This window comes from Rathayibacter sp. PhB1 (assembly GCF_004362935.1).
Taxonomy (GTDB): domain Bacteria; phylum Actinomycetota; class Actinomycetes; order Actinomycetales; family Microbacteriaceae; genus Rathayibacter; species Rathayibacter festucae.
The window spans coordinates 71,710-86,571 of sequence record NZ_SNYD01000010.1; the positions used below are offsets into that span (position 1 = coordinate 71,710).

Sequence of the window (14,862 nt, forward strand, 5' to 3'; positions counted from 1 at the left end):
GCCTGTTGACGTCAACATGTACAGTCGGAGGCACCGGGCGTGTTCACGTGAACAGCTCCCCTTTCAGAGTTGAAAGAGAGACGCATCGATGTCGATGTCCACTGCCAGACGCACTCGCCGGAAGGCGGGCCGGATCGCCGCGCTCGCCACGAGCGCCGCCCTCGCCGCCGGAGCGCTGCTCGCGCTCCCCGCGGCCGCCGCCCCCGCGCAGGCCGCCGACGCCTTCCGCATCACCCCCAACCCCGCCGCGGCGGGCGAGTCGTTCGAGGGCTGGGGCACCAGCCTGGTCTGGTTCGCGAACGCCACCGGGAACTACCCCGAGGCCCTCCGCGAGGAGCTGTATCAGAAGGTCTTCGGTGACGACGGCCTCGACCTCAACATCGCCCGCTACAACATCGGCGGCGGCAACGCCTCCGACGTGAAGGACTACCTCCGCCCCGGCGGCGCGGTCGAGGGCTGGTGGAAGCAGAACCCGGCCGGCTACGCCGCGACCTACGGCGGCACGAGCACGAACTACGCCGACCGCGACACGCTGCTCGCGAAGTGGAACGCGGGCGACGCCTCCTCCTACGACTGGACGAGCGACGAGACGCAGCGCTGGTGGGTCGAGAAGCTCGCCGAGGAGAAGCAGATCTCGCACTGGGAAGCGTTCGCCAACTCCGCCCCCTACTTCATGACCGAGAGCGGCTACGTCTCCGGCGGCTTCAACGCCACCAGCGAGCAGCTGAAGCCCGCCGCGGAGGCGAAGTTCGCACAGTACCTCGCGACCGTCACCGCGCACATGGAGGACGAGTACGGCATCGAGTTCGACACCCTCGACCCCTTCAACGAGCCGAACACCAACTACTGGGGCACGCAGCTCACCAACGGCGTCCCGACCGGCGGACGGCAGGAGGGCATGCACATGGGCCCGACCCGCCAGGCCGACCTGATCCCCGACGTCGCCGCCGCCCTCGACGCCTCGTCGAGCGACGCCGGCATCGCCGCGATGGACGAGACCAACCCCAGCATCTTCAAGACCAACTGGGCCGCCTACTCCGCCGCCGTCCGCGCCGAGGTGGACCGGATGAACGTGCACACCTACGGCACCTCGGACCGCCTCGCGGTCCGCGACCTCGCCAAGCAGGCCGACAAGGACCTCTGGATGAGCGAGATCGAGGGCAACTGGGTCGCGGGCTACGACCCGGTCAACATCGAGAACGGCCTCGGCATCGCCGGCCGCATCAACGACGACCTGCGCGAGCTCGAGCCGAAGGCCTGGGTGCTCTGGCAGCCGGTCGAGGACCTCTACAACATGAGCCCCAAGGGCGAGAACCTCAACTGGGGCTCGATCTTCATCGACCTCGACTGCAAGCCCTACCAGGAGGCGGGAGCCGAGGTCTGGAAGTCGGCGCGCCGCGTCGCGGACGCCGGCGGCGACTCCACCAAGGCCCCGGTCTGCGGCGTCGAGACGAACTCGAAGTTCAACACGATCCGCAACTTCACCAAGTTCGTCCACGAGGGCGACCACCTGATGCCCACGAACGACACCTCCTCCACCGCCGCCGTCCGCGGCGACGGCAGCGGCGCGACCGTGGTGCACACCAACACCGCCGCGACCGCGAAGACCGTCGTGCTCGACCTCTCCCGCTTCGGCAGCATCGCCGCCGGCGCCACGGTCACCCCCTACGTCACGACCCAGGCCGCCTCGGCCGCCGCGCCCACCGGCAACGCGCTCGTCGCGAAGCCCGCAGTGACCATCGACCGGGAGTCGCGCACCGCGACCGTCACGGTGCCCGCCAAGTCGGTCACCTCCTTCTCCATCGACGGCGTCTCCGGCGTCGCCGACTCCGCCCCCGCACTGCGCGACGGCCACCGCTACCAGCTGGTCGGCACGCAGAGCGGCAAGGCGCTGACCGGCAACCCCACCGGCGCCGCGACCACGATCACCACCCTCGCCACCGACTCCACCGCCGCCGCGAGGCAGAGCTGGACCGTCCGCGAGGTCGCCCCCGGCGAGCGCGAGGCCACCCGCCGCGTCGTGCTGCAGAGCAGCGACGGCCGCGTGCTCGGCGCCACGAGCGCCGGCACCGACCTGCGCACCCTCTCGGTCGACGCCGCGAAGGCCGACGCCGCCACCCGCTGGATCGTCAGCACCACCGACGGCACCGCCTACACACTGGTCAACGAGTCGATCGGACTCTCGCTCGACGTCAACGGCCAGTCCAGCACCGAGAACACCACGGTCGGCGTCTACGGCTCGAACGGCGGAGCGAACCAGTCCTGGACGCTGCGCGACCTCGCCCCGTCCGCCGCGCAGACGGTCGCCGTCCGCACCACCGTCGGCGTCGCGCCGACCCTGCCCGCCTCGATCGCCCCGCAGTACGCCTGGGGCGCCGGAGCACCGATCGCCGTCACCTGGCAGCGCCCGGCCGACTCGGCCTACGCCGCCGCGGGCCGCGTCGAGGTGACCGGCACCGCGACCGACCTCTTCGGCCAGTCGATCCCCGTCACCGCGCTCGTCGACGTCGGCGGCCTCACCGCCACCGACCCGGCGTCGCTCACCGTCGCCGCCGGAGCCTCCGTCGCCGCGGTGCAGGCCGCGGCCCCCACGACGGTGCCGGCCCGCGTCGGCGCCTCGACCAGCACCTTCGCGGTGCCGGTCGCCTGGGACTGGACGCCGCTGACCACCGCCTCGCTTGCGGCGCCCGGATCGGTGACGATCTCCGGCACCGCGACGGCCGACGGCCAGACCCTCCCCGCCACCCTCACGGTGCTGGTCACCGCCGGCACGCTCCGCAACTTCAACCCCGATGCGGGCATCGTCGCGACCGCGAGCTCGTCCGAGTCGGGCTTCGGACCGGAGCGCACCCGCAACGGCGTCGACGGCGACAAGGGCTGGTCCAACTGGACGAGCGGCACCAAGGCCGCGCAGAGCAGCCTGACCTACACCTTCCCCGCCACCCGCCAGGTGCAGCAGGCGTCGGTGCAGTTCCAGCGCGACGGCGGCACCAGCTGGGCGCAGAGCTACCAGCTGCAGTACCAGGGCGCCTCGAGCAGCACGTGGACCGCGGTCCCCGGCTACGAGTCGGCGGTCGCCCTGGCGGCGCCCGCCGACGGCACCGCGCCGACGCTGAACGCGACCTTCGCGCCGGTCACGGCCAAGGCCTTCCGCATCGTGATGAACGCCTACGCCAACACGCACCTCATCGTCTCCGAGACGAAGCTGTACGAGTCGGTGGCCTCGCCCGCCGCGGTCGCCACCCTCGGCGCCCTGCGCGTGAACGGAGTCGGCGTCGCCGGCTTCGAGCCGGCCCGCGGCTCCTACCCCGTGACCGTCGACGGCACGACGATGCCGGTGCTCACCGCGGTGGCCACCGACTCGGCGACCCGGGTGCGCGTGACGCAGCCGACCACCGCGAACGGCGGAGTGGGCACCGTGGTGATCACCTCGGCCGACGGCACCGTCTCGCAGACGACGACCGTGACCGTGACGCTGAAGGCGCCCGCCGCCCTCGCCGTCGCGGTGACGGCGACGACCCGCTGCATCGCCGGCAAGGTCACCCTGACGGTCACGGCGCAGAACAACGCGACCGTCCCCGTCTCGATGACCGTCGCCTCCGCCTACGGCTCGAAGGAGTTCACCGGCATCCTGCCCGGCAAGAACGCCTCCGCCGCCTTCTCGACGCGCGCCGCCTCGGTGCCCGCCGGCCAGGCCACCGTCACCGCGACCGCCACCGTCGACGGCGCCCCCGTCACCACGGTGATCCCGGCCGCCTATGGAGCCCGCACCTGCTGACCCTCATGCTGGTCGAGTAGCCGCGCAGCGGCGTATCGAGACCCACCCACCGAACACGTGGATCTCGATACGCCCGCTCCGCGGCCTACTCGATCAGCATGAAGACGCGGCCGCACGCGAACGCGGACCGTCCATGCTGGTCGAGTAGCCGCGCAGCGGCGCGCTCATGCTGGTCGAGTAGCCGCGCACCGGCGTATCGAGACCCGCCGTCCTCAGCACGCCGGGTCTGCAGACTCGTCCTTCTGACGCAGGTGGAGCTCGATACGCGCGCTCCGCGCGCTACTCGATCAGCATGAAGCCGCGGACTCACACGGAACGCGGCGCGCCCCTTGCATGCCGGTCGAGTAGCCGCGCAGCGGCGTATCGAGACCCGCCGTCCTCAGCACGGAGGGTCTGCAGACTCTTTCTTCTGACACAGGTGGATCTCGATACGCGCGCTTCGCGCGCTACTCGATCAGCAGGAAGACGCGGACTCACACGGAGCGCGGCGCGCCCCGTGCATGCTGGTCGAGTAGCCGCGCAGCGGCGTATCGAGACCCGCCGCGGCCAGGACGCCGGCCCGTCAGTCCGTCGCCGCGTCGTACACCGCGAGCAGGCGGTCGAGGAAGGCCTGCACCGTCGCGCGCTCCGCCGCGTCGAGGTCGGCGACCGCCGCCTCGACGCCCGCGATCAGCGGGGCGACCCGCTCCTGCGCGCGCCGCGCCGACTCCTCCGAGGCGGTCACGATCAGCTTGCGCCCGTCCGTCGGGTGGCGCTCGCGGCGGACGTGCCCGGCTGCCTCGAGGCGGTTCAGCACCAGCGTCGTCGCCGCGGTCGAGACACCGAGGCGCCCCGCGAGCTCGGTCGGCGTCAGCGGCCCGCTCGACATCAGGTGCGTCATCGCGTCGAGCCCGACGGCGTCGACCGCGAGCGCGCGGGTGAGCGACTGCTCGAAGAGCCGCTGCCGCTCCGTCACCTGGCGCACGCGGGTCCTGATGCCGAGATCGGGCGTGCTGTCACTCATGCCTCCACGATAACGGTGTAGATTGCCAATCTCATTGATTATCAACGAAAGCGGCAACCATGACCCGTGTCCTGATCTCCGGCGCCAGCATCGCCGGCCCCGCCCTCGCGTTCTGGCTGCACCGCTACGGCGTCGAGACGACGATCGTCGAGCGCGCCCCCGCCCTGCGGCTCGGCGGGCAGAACGTCGACGTCCGCGGCGCCGGCCGCGAGGTCGCCCGCCGGATGGGCGTCGAGGACGACATCCGCGCCGCGACCACCGGCGAGGTCGGCACCCGCTTCGTCGGCCGGGGAGGCCGCACCCTCGCCGAGTTCCCGGCCGGCACCACCGACAGCGGCGGCGCGACCGCCGAGCTCGAGATCCTCCGCGGCGACCTCGCGCGGCTCCTGGTCGACCGCACCGTCGCGCACACCGAGTACCGCTACGGCGACCGCATCACCGGCCTCGACGACGACGGCGCGGGCGTCGCCGTCTCCTTCGAGAACGCCCCCGACGAGCGCTTCGACCTCGTCGTCGCCGCCGACGGTATCGGCTCGAGCACCCGCCGCCTCGTCTTCGGCACCGAGCCGGAGATCCGCTCGCTCGGCCTCGAGACCTCCTACGCCACCATCCCCCGCACCGCGGCGGACGACGACTGGTGGCGCTGGTACAGCGCGGCAGGCGGGCGCAGCATCACCCTCCGCCCGGACCCGCACGGCACCCTCCGCGTCGCGCTCTCGCAGGTGATCGACCGCCGCCTCGACCGCGCGAGCACCGAGCGCCGCTCGCTCGACGAGCAGCGCACGCACCTCCGTGCGGTCTTCGGCGACGCCGGCTGGGAGGCGCAGCGCGTCCTCCGCGGGCTCGACGAGGCCGACGACCTCTACTACGAGCAGATCGGGCAGGTGCACGCGCCGCGCTGGTCGAGCGGACGGGTCGCGCTGGTCGGCGACGCCGCCTACTGCGCCTCCCCGGTCAGCGGGATGGGGACGAGCCTGTCGCTCGCGGGCGCGTATGTGCTCGCCGGCGAGCTCGCGGCGCACGTGGATCCGCGCGACGGCTTCGCGGGGTACGAGCGGATCATGCGGCCCTACGTCAAGCAGGCGCAGGCGCTGCCGCCGGGCGTGCCGCGGGTCGCGAACCCGGTGTCGCGGCTCGGAGTGGCGGCGTTCGGGCTCGCGGTGAAGGTCGCTGCCACGCCGGTGATCGGGCGGACGATGGGGCGGTTCTTCACGCCGCCCGCCGACGCGATCGAGCTGCCGGAGTACTCGCACCTGGAGCGCTGAGGACGCGGGATCTCGATACGCCCCTGCGGGGCTACTCGATCGACATAGAGGTGCGCCCCTGCGGGGCTACTCGATCACCATGAAAGGCCGAATCCATGCTGGTCGAGTAGCCGCGGAGCGGCGTATCGAGACCCGGCGTCGCCAGCAGAGCAGGTCTGCAGACTCGACTTCTGAAGCCGGTGGATCTCGATACGCCCGCGGCGCGGGCTACTCGATCAACATAAATTGCCCGCCCGCCGGAGGGCGCAGCATGCAAGAGCTGCGGGCCCATCCATGCTGGTCGAGTAGCCGCGGAGCGGCGTATCGAGACCCGACCCGTCAGTGCGCCTCGGCCGGCTCGCCGCGCTTCAGGACGCGGCGGACGCCCGTGACGGCGGCCACGACGATCAGGCCGAGCACGAGGCCGAAGATCATCGAGACGAAGGTGTCGGCGATCCAGACGACGACCGGGCCGGCGCCCTCGACCGCGTGGGTGACGACGTGCACGAGGTCGTACGGGCCGTGCCAGAAGGTCTCGGCCAGGTTCGCGGTGACGAGGTGCCCGCCGACCCAGAGCATCGCGAGCGTGCCGATGATGCTGATGGTGCGGAAGACGGCCGGCATCGAGGCGACGATGCGCACGCCGAAGCGCCGGACGCCGCGCGCCGCGTTCTTCATCAGCCGCAGCCCGACGTCGTCGATCTTGACCAGCAGGGCGACCGCGCCGTAGACGAGCACCGTCATGCCGAGGCCCACCACGGCGAGCGCCCCGAGCGTCCCGCCGAAGCCGAGGTCGGTGTCGAGCCCGTCGAGCGCGATCAGCATGATCTCGGTGCTGAGGATCAGGTCGGTCCGGACGGCGCCGAAGACGAGCTTCTTCTCGTCGCGCGCCTCCGTCTCGCCCGCCGCGTGGTGCACGCCGAACCACTCGAGCACCTTCTCCGCGCCCTCGAAGCAGAGGAAGGCGCCGCCGACGATCAGCAGGTAGGGCAGCACCCAGGGCGCGAACGAGGAGAGCAGCAGCGCGATCGGGATGATGATCACGAACTTGTTGACGAGGCTGCCGAGCGCGATCCGCCCGACCACGGGCAGCTCGCGCGCCGGGGTCAGCCCCTGGACGTACTGCGGAGTGACGGCCGCGTCGTCGATGACGACACCGGCCGTCTTCGCGCTCGCCTTCAGGGCGGCGGTGAGGATGTCATCGACGACGGCGAGCAGGCCGACCGACATGGGTGCTCCTTAGCGAGGACGGGTGAGAAGCCTCACAGTATCGCCCGCAGCCGACACCTCCGAGCGGTCCGGGCGGCCCGGGCGCCTCAGCGCGGCGCCGGCCCCGTGCTCTCGCGCACGACGAGCTCCGTCGGCGTCAGCGTCACGCCCGAGCGCTCGCCCGACTCCAGCTCGCGCAGCAGGATGTCGACCGAGCGGCGCCCGGTGTCACCGAACGACTGGTGCACGGTGGTCAGCGGCGGCCAGAAGCTCGCCGACTCCTCCATGTCGTCGAAGCCGACGACGCTGACCTCGCCCGGCACCGCCCGGCCCGCATCGTGCAGGGCCCGCAGCACGCCGAGCGCCATCTGGTCGTTCGCGGCGAAGACCGCCGTCACGTCCGGGTCCGCGGCCAGCTCCCGGCCGATCCGGTACCCCGACGCGCTCGACCAGTCGCCGACGAGCGCCTCGGGCACCGGGGCGCCCTGCGCGCGCAGCGTCGACTCCCACGCCTCCCGGCGCCGCTCGGCCGAGTAGGAGCGCTCCGGCCCGGCGATGTGGTGGACGGTGCGGTGGCCGAGCCCGAGCAGGTGCTCGACGGCCTGGCGCGCGCCCGAGACCTGGTCGGTGTCGACGACCGGGTAGCGGTCGCCGCCGGCCGAGTCGACGACCACGACGGGCAGATCCGGCGGCAGCACGATGTCGGCCTCGTCGAGCAGGTGCGCCTCCATCACGATGATGACGCCGTCGACCGCCTCCTCGCTCAGGCGGTGGAAGGCGACGGACACCTCGCCCTGGGTCGGGTGCGGGACGGGGATGAGGGTGATCGAGTACCCCGCGTCGGCCGCGGCGACCGCGATGGCGTCGAGGGTGCGCATGTTGCCGAAGGAGGAGAGCGTGAACATGATCACGCCGATGCTGTGGAAGCGGCCGGTGCGCAGGGCCCGTGCCGCGCTGTTGGGCCGGTAGCCGAGGGCGCGCATCGCCTCGAGCACGCGCTCGCGCGTCTCGGTGTCGACGTTCTGCTTGCCGTTGGACACCCGCGAGACGGTCTGCCCGGACACGTTCGCGCGTCGCGCGACGTCGGCCATCGACACGCTCCGTCGGCGTGGGACGGCGGTCGCCGCGTTCGTCTCGATGGCCATGCCGTCCCTCCACGAGTCCCACGCCGGTGGCGGAACATCGTTTCCCCATCGAAACCTAACGGATCGTGCGCGTGTTGACGTGGCCATGCTACGGTGGCGTCCTGCCATGTTGACGTGAACATGTCGGAACCGACCCCGAACGGAATCTCCTCGATGACGACGACGTCTCCCCCTGTCCCGCTGCGCGAGGTCACCCCTCCGGCCGCACCCCTCGCCGTTCCGCGCAGTCGCGCGAAGAGCGAGTGGAAGGGCCTGGCCTTCGTGGCCCCCTTCCTCGTGGTGTTCCTGCTGGTCTTCATCGCGCCGGTGATCTACTCGATCTACCTCAGCCTGTTCCGCGAGCAGCTCATCGGCGGCAACGCCTTCGTGGGCTTCGAGAACTACCTCGCGATCTTCCGCGACCCGAACTTCTGGGAGGGCTTCGGCCGCGTCCTGCTGTTCCTGGTCGTCCAGGTCCCGGTGATGCTCGTGCTCGCGCTCGTCGCGGCCCTCGCGATCGACAGCGGCCGGCTGCACGGCACCGGCTTCTTCCGCATCGTCGTCTTCCTCCCCTACGCGGTCCCCGCGGTCGTCGCGGTCCTGATGTGGGGCTTCATCTACGGCGACAACTTCGGCCTCACCGCCAACGTCAACGACCTGCTCGGCTCCGACCTCATCGCGCCGTTCTCGCGAGACTGGATCCTGGTCTCGATCGGCAACATCGTCACGTGGGAGTTCGTCGGCTACAACATGCTGATCTTCTACTCCGCGCTGAAGACCATCCCCGGCGAGCTCTACGAGGCCGCCGAGATCGACGGCGCCGGCCCGCTGCGGGTCATCCGCTCGATCAAGCTGCCCGCCCTGCGCGGCGCGATCGTCATCGCCTCGATCTTCTCGATCATCGGCAGCTTCCAGCTGTTCAACGAGCCGAACATCCTCCGGACGCTCGCGCCGAACATCATCACCACCTACTTCACGCCGAACATGTACGCCTACAACCTGTCCTTCGCGGGTCAGCAGTACAACGCGTCGGCCACGGTCGCCATCGTCATGGGCGTGATCACCGCGGTGATCGCCTACGTCGTGCAGCTCCGCGGCGCGCGCAAGGAGAACTGATGGCCATCGCAACCGCACCCCGCCCCACGAAGGCCGCCCCGGCCAAGCGCCCCGCCCGCCGCGGCTCCTCGGTCGCCCCGAAGAAGTCGATCGCCTTCACCCTGCTGATGTCGGCGTTCATCCTCTACAGCCTCGTGCCGCTCGCCTGGCTCGTGATCAACGCGACCAAGACGCAGGCCGGCCTGTTCTCGAGTTTCGGCCTCTGGTTCGACGGCGACTTCGTCCTCTTCCAGAACATCGCCGAGACGCTCACCTACCGCGACGGCATCTTCCTCCGCTGGCTCGGCAACACGCTGCTCTACGTGGTGGTCGGCGCGGGCGGAGCGACCCTGCTCGCCACGCTCGCCGGCTACGGCCTCGCGAAGTTCCGCTTCGCCGGGCGCAAGGCGGTCTTCGCGGTCGTCCTCGGTGCGATCGCCGTCCCCGGCACCGCGCTCGCCGTCCCGACCTTCCTGATGTTCAGCCAGCTCGGCCTCACCAACACCCCGTGGGCGATCATCATCCCCTCGCTGATCAGCCCCTTCGGCCTCTACCTGGTCTGGGTCTACGCGGTCGAGTCGGTGCCCACGGAGCTGCTCGAGGCGGCGCGGATGGACGGCGCGGGCGAGTTCCGCACCTTCTTCACCATCTCGATCCGCCTGCTCGCCCCCGGCATCGTCACCGTGCTGCTGTTCTCGGTCGTCGCGACCTGGAACAACTACTTCCTCCCGCTGATCATGCTGAGCGACCCGCAGTGGTACCCGCTCACCGTCGGCCTCAACCAGTGGAACGCGCAGGCCACCGGCGTCAGCGCCCAGCCGATCTACAACCTGGTGATCACCGGCTCGCTGCTGACGATCATCCCGATCGTCGTCGCGTTCCTCGGCCTCCAGCGCTTCTGGCAGTCCGGCCTGAGCGCCGGCAGCGTCAAGGGCTAGGCCCTCCCCCGTACCCACTCCCCGGTCGGAGCGTCCTGCCCCGCACCACTCCACCCGCACCACCCCACAGCACGAAGAAGTGAAGGGAATCACCATGAAGATCGCCCACTCCGCCCTCCGGCGGACCCTGACGGTCGTCGCGGCCGCAGCACTCGCCGCGGGCTCGCTCGCCGCCTGCTCGTCCGGCGGCACCACCGGCGGCGGCACGACCGCCTCCGGCACCGCGGCCGACCTCGACGCCGCGCTCGAGACCGGCGGCAAGATCACCTACTGGAGCTGGACCCCCAGCGCCGAGGCCCAGGTCGCCGCGTTCGAGAAGGCGTACCCGAAGGTCGACGTCGAGCTGGTCAACGCCGGCACGAACAAGGACGAGTACACCAAGCTCGAGAACGCGATCAAGGCCGGCTCGGGCGCCCCCGACGTCGTCCAGATCGAGTACTACGCCATGCCGCAGTTCGCGCTGTCGGACTCGCTGCTCGACCTCTCCCAGTACGGCATGGGCGACCTCGAGGACAAGTTCTCGGCGTCCACCTGGGGCAGCGTCAACATCGACGGCAAGCTCGTCGGCCTCCCGCAGGACTCGGGCCCCATGGCGATGTTCTACAACAAGACGGTCTTCGACCAGTACGGCATCGCCGTGCCGACCACCTGGGACGAGTACATCGCCGCGGCGAAGTCGCTCCAGGCGGCCGACCCGTCGAAGTTCATCACCGCCGACACCGGCGACGCCGGCTTCGCGACCAGCATGATCTGGCAGGCGGGCGGCGAGCCCTTCACGACCGACGGCACGAACGTCACCGTGAACCTCAAGGACGAGGGCACCGAGAAGTGGACCGGCGTCTGGAACCAGCTCGTCGAGGGCGGCCTCCTCTCCGACACCCCCGCGTGGGGCGACGAGTGGTACAAGGGCCTCGGCGACGGCTCGATCGCCTCGCTGATCACCGGCGCCTGGATGCCCGGCGTGCTCGAGTCCAGCGTCCCCGACGCCTCCGGTGACTGGGCCGTCGCGCCCATCCCGACCTACGACGGCACCGCCGTCAGCGCCGAGAACGGCGGCGGCGGCCAGTCCGTCACCAAGCAGAGCGAGAACCCGGCGCTGGCCGCCGCGTTCCTGCGCTGGCTGAACAGCGACGAGGCCTCGGTCGACGTCTTCCTCGAGAGCGGCGGATTCCCGTCGACCTCGGCCGACCTCAGCAGCCCGGACTTCACCGGCGCCGAGTCCGAGTACTTCGGCGGCCAGAAGATCAACGAGGTGCTGACCCAGGCCTCGACGGACGTCCGTCCCGGCTGGTCGTACCTGCCCTTCCAGGTCTACGCGAACAGCGTCTTCGGCGACACCGTCGGCCAGGCCTACGCCAACAAGTCGAGCCTCGACGACGGCATCGCCGCCTGGCAGAGCAAGCTCGTCGAGTACGGCAACGCTCAGGGCTTCACCGTCTCCGAGTAGCACTGTTCTCAAGCAGCACTGGCGGCGTTCGAGGCCGGTCGGATCGCTCCGACCGGCCTCGACCCGTCCCACGATCCTGAGGGGGATCCCGCATGACCACCGCTCCCGACTCCGCCGCGCCGGCCGCCGCGCCGACCGCTGCGCCGACCACCGCGCCCGAGAGCCGCTTCGCCATCGGCGCGACCGACTTCGAGCTCGACGGCAGGCCGCACCGCATCCTGTCGGGAGCGCTGCACTACTTCCGGATCCACCCGGACCTCTGGGCCGACCGGATCCGCAAGGCCCGGCTGATGGGCCTGAACACCATCGAGACCTACGTCGCCTGGAACGCGCACGAGCCGCAGCGCGGCGCCTGGCGCGAGGACGCCGGGCTCGACCTCGGCCGCTTCCTCGACCTGGTCGCCGCCGAGGGCCTGCACGCGATCGTGCGCCCCGGCCCCTACATCTGCGCGGAGTGGGACAACGGCGGCCTGCCCGCCTGGCTGCTCCGCGACCCCGAGGTGGGCGTGCGCCGCTCCGAGCCGCACTACCTCGCCGCGGTCAGCGACTACCTCCGCCGGATCTCCGCGATCGTGGCGCCGCGCCAGATCGACCGCGGCGGCCCCGTCCTGCTCGTGCAGATCGAGAACGAGTACGGCGCGTACGGCTCCGACAAGGAGTACCTCGCCGAGCTGGTCCGGGTCACCCGCGACAGCGGCATCACGGTGCCGCTGACCACGATCGACCAGCCGACTCCGCAGATGCTCGCCGACGGCAGCCTGCCCGGCCTGCACCTGACCGGCTCGTTCGGCTCGCGGACGGCCGAGCGCCTCGCGACGCTGCGCGAGTTCCAGCCCACCGGCCCGCTGATGTGCATGGAGTTCTGGTGCGGCTGGTTCGACGACTGGGGCACCCAGCACCACACCACCGATGCGGCGGCGTCGGCGAGCGAGCTCGACGCGCTGCTCGCGGTCGGCGGCTCGGTCAACATCTACATGTTCCACGGCGGCACCAACTTCGGCCTGACCAGCGGCGCGAACGACAAGGGCCGCTACGCCGCGATCACCACGAGCTACGACTACGACGCCCCGCTGAACGAGAGCGGCGACCCGACGGCGAAGTACTGGGCCTTCCGCGAGGTCATCGCGCGCTACGCGCCGGTGCCGGAGGAGGTGCCCGCGGTCTCCCCGCCGGCGCCGGCGCTCACCGCGCCGCTCGTGCCGGGCCCCGCGCTGCTCGGGCTCGATGCGGTCTTCGGGCCGGCGACGCGCCTGGAGACGATGGCGAGCTTCGACGACCTCGGGCTGGCCGGTGGGTTCGCGCTGTTCACGACGACGCTGGCGGCGGGCGACGCTCCCGCCCGGCTCGTCGTCGGCGAGGAGGTGCGCGACCGCGCCTGGGTGCTGCTCGACGGCGTCCCGGTCGGCGTGCTCGCGCGCGACGACCACGAGCGGGCGATCACCCTGCCCCGCGGCACCGGCGAGCTGGCGGTCCTGGTCGAGGACCAGGGCCGGGTCAACTACGGCGAGCGGATCGGCGAGCACAAGGGGCTGATCGGCGGCGTGCGGCTGGACGGCGCGGAGCTTCGCGGCTGGGTCGCCCGGCCGCTCGCGCTGGAGTGCCTGCCCGAGTGCGGCCGGGTGCCCGGCAGCGGGTCGTTCGCGGCCGGACCGGGGCTCGCCTCCGGCTCCTTCGAGCTCGACGCGCAGGCCGACCTGCACCTCGACACGCTGCACTGGGGCAAGGGTCTCGTCTGGGTGAACGGCTTCCTGCTCGGCCGCTACTGGCGGCGCGGGCCGCAGCGCACGCTGATCGTGCCGTCGCCGGTCACCCGGGTCGGGCGCAACGAGGTGGTCGTGCTGGAGTTCGAGTCGATCGCGGAGCCGGAGATCCGGCTGCTCGCGCACGCGGACCTGGGGCACACGGAGATCTAGCGGCGGGGCGGTGGTGCGGTGGTGCGGTGGGAGTGTCCGAGGCCTCTGCTAGCCTCGGGCCGCCTCCGCCCCGACGCACGGCGGAGCAGAGGGGGAACCACCATGACGCACACCACCGCCGCCCGAGCCGGAGTCGCCCGAGCCGGACTCGCCCTCGCGGGCGCCCTGCTGCTCGCGCTGACCGGCTGCACCGCCGCCGCCGAGCCCGAGCCGACCGCCGAGGCTCTGCCGCAGCACACCGACGCCGAGCTGGCGACGATCTTCGACGACATCCAGTTCGTGCCCGCGGAGTTCACCAATACCGAGGAGATGCTCGGCTCGGTCTACCCGGGGCTCACCGCGACGGACGCCACCTGCCTCGCGCCGTTCGGCGTCGGCTGGGACGCGGATGACACGCTCACCGACGCGGGTCTCGCCTACGGGACGAGCGCCGACCGCTCGATGACCTCGGTCGTCGCGAGCACCGGCGACGCGGACACGGCCTCCGCCCTCGTCGCCTCCGCCGAGGACGCGCTCGAGCGCTGCGCCGACGGCTCCGAGCTGTTCGCCCTGCAGGGCACCCCCGTGCAGACCACCGTCGAGCAGACCGAGCCCACGATCACCGGCACCGACGAGGCCGTCGGCTGGACCGTCACCGGCGACGTCGGCGGCGCCCCCTTCACCCTCGTCGGCATCACCACCCGCGTCGGCGGCGACGTCGTCGCCCTCGTCGGCTGGGACCCGTCGACCAACACCTCCTACGTCCCCCAGGCCACCCAGCTCTTCGTCGACGCCCTCTAGCGGGAGGCCGGCCGAGCAGCCTGCAGAGCGACGGTCGGCGGCCCCCATGCTGGTCGAGTAGCCCCGCAGGGGCGTATCGAGACCCACCGTCCTCAGCACGGTGGTCGGCAGCCTCCGTCTCGACGCCGGCGGATCTCGATACGCCCGCTCCGCGGGCTACTCGATCAGCATGGGGGGCGCCCCTCCACCGACCGAGCAGCCCGCAGGGCGATACCCGCAGTGCGACGCCTGCGCCACATGCTGGATGGTCCTATGGATGTCAAGCAGTGAGTCTGGGTGGTCGGAGGTCGGTGGCGAGGTCGTGGAAGACGCGGCGTGCGACGAAGCGCTT

10 protein-coding genes are annotated in these 14,862 nt (G+C 71.4%); 7 read left to right on the forward strand and 3 right to left on the reverse strand.

Features of this window, described 5'->3' with window-relative positions:
- Positions 1–94: 94 nt before the first annotated feature.
- A complete protein-coding gene (locus tag EDF17_RS18940) occupies positions 95–3,778 on the forward strand; it encodes a glycoside hydrolase (RefSeq protein WP_123444440.1) in 3,684 nt (1,227 codons plus the stop codon).
- Positions 3,779–4,340: 562 nt separating this feature from the next.
- On the opposite strand, the gene EDF17_RS18945 is transcribed toward EDF17_RS18940, so the two are convergent.
- On the reverse strand, positions 4,341–4,781 hold the full coding sequence (locus tag EDF17_RS18945) for a MarR family transcriptional regulator (RefSeq protein WP_123444439.1): 441 nt from the start codon (positions 4,779–4,781) through the stop codon (positions 4,341–4,343).
- 59 nt (positions 4,782–4,840) lie between these two features.
- Between EDF17_RS18945 and EDF17_RS18950 the strand changes: the two genes are divergently transcribed.
- Positions 4,841–6,046 (forward strand): FAD-dependent monooxygenase, encoded by a 1,206-nt coding sequence (locus EDF17_RS18950; protein WP_123444438.1) that lies wholly within the window; start codon positions 4,841–4,843, stop codon positions 6,044–6,046.
- Positions 6,047–6,364: 318 nt separating this feature from the next.
- Here the strand turns inward: EDF17_RS18950 and EDF17_RS18955 are convergent, their stop codons facing one another.
- Together EDF17_RS18955 and EDF17_RS18960 are read right to left on the reverse strand one after the other, a co-directional pair.
- A complete protein-coding gene (locus EDF17_RS18955) occupies positions 6,365–7,255 on the reverse strand; it encodes a DUF808 domain-containing protein (protein WP_123444437.1) in 891 nt (296 codons plus the stop codon).
- An 86-nt stretch (positions 7,256–7,341) separates the two neighbouring features.
- Complete coding sequence (locus EDF17_RS18960) at positions 7,342–8,379, reverse strand: LacI family DNA-binding transcriptional regulator (protein WP_123444436.1); 1,038 nt, start codon at positions 8,377–8,379, stop codon at positions 7,342–7,344.
- A 153-nt stretch (positions 8,380–8,532) separates the two neighbouring features.
- Here EDF17_RS18960 and EDF17_RS18965 point away from each other — a divergent pair, with 153 nt between their 5' ends.
- From EDF17_RS18965 to EDF17_RS18985, 5 genes are all read left to right on the forward strand, one after another.
- Complete coding sequence (locus EDF17_RS18965) at positions 8,533–9,474, forward strand: sugar ABC transporter permease (RefSeq protein ID WP_123444496.1); 942 nt, start codon at positions 8,533–8,535, stop codon at positions 9,472–9,474.
- On the forward strand, positions 9,474–10,391 hold the full coding sequence (locus tag EDF17_RS18970; protein ID WP_123444435.1) for a carbohydrate ABC transporter permease: 918 nt from the start codon (positions 9,474–9,476) through the stop codon (positions 10,389–10,391). The genes EDF17_RS18965 and EDF17_RS18970 overlap by 1 nt, the downstream gene beginning before the upstream one ends.
- A gap of 94 nt (positions 10,392–10,485) precedes the next feature.
- Positions 10,486–11,838 (forward strand): sugar ABC transporter substrate-binding protein, encoded by a 1,353-nt coding sequence (locus EDF17_RS18975; RefSeq protein WP_123444434.1) that lies wholly within the window; start codon positions 10,486–10,488, stop codon positions 11,836–11,838.
- 92 nt (positions 11,839–11,930) lie between these two features.
- The gene (locus tag EDF17_RS18980) at positions 11,931–13,751 is read left to right on the forward strand and encodes a beta-galactosidase family protein (protein ID WP_123444433.1); all 1,821 of its coding nucleotides are present in this window, start codon (positions 11,931–11,933) and stop codon (positions 13,749–13,751) included.
- Between the two features lie 102 nt (positions 13,752–13,853).
- Positions 13,854–14,531: a hypothetical protein gene (locus EDF17_RS18985; RefSeq protein WP_123444432.1), complete on the forward strand. Its 678-nt coding sequence runs from the start codon at positions 13,854–13,856 to the stop codon at positions 14,529–14,531.
- The last annotated feature ends 331 nt before the right edge of the window (positions 14,532–14,862 follow it).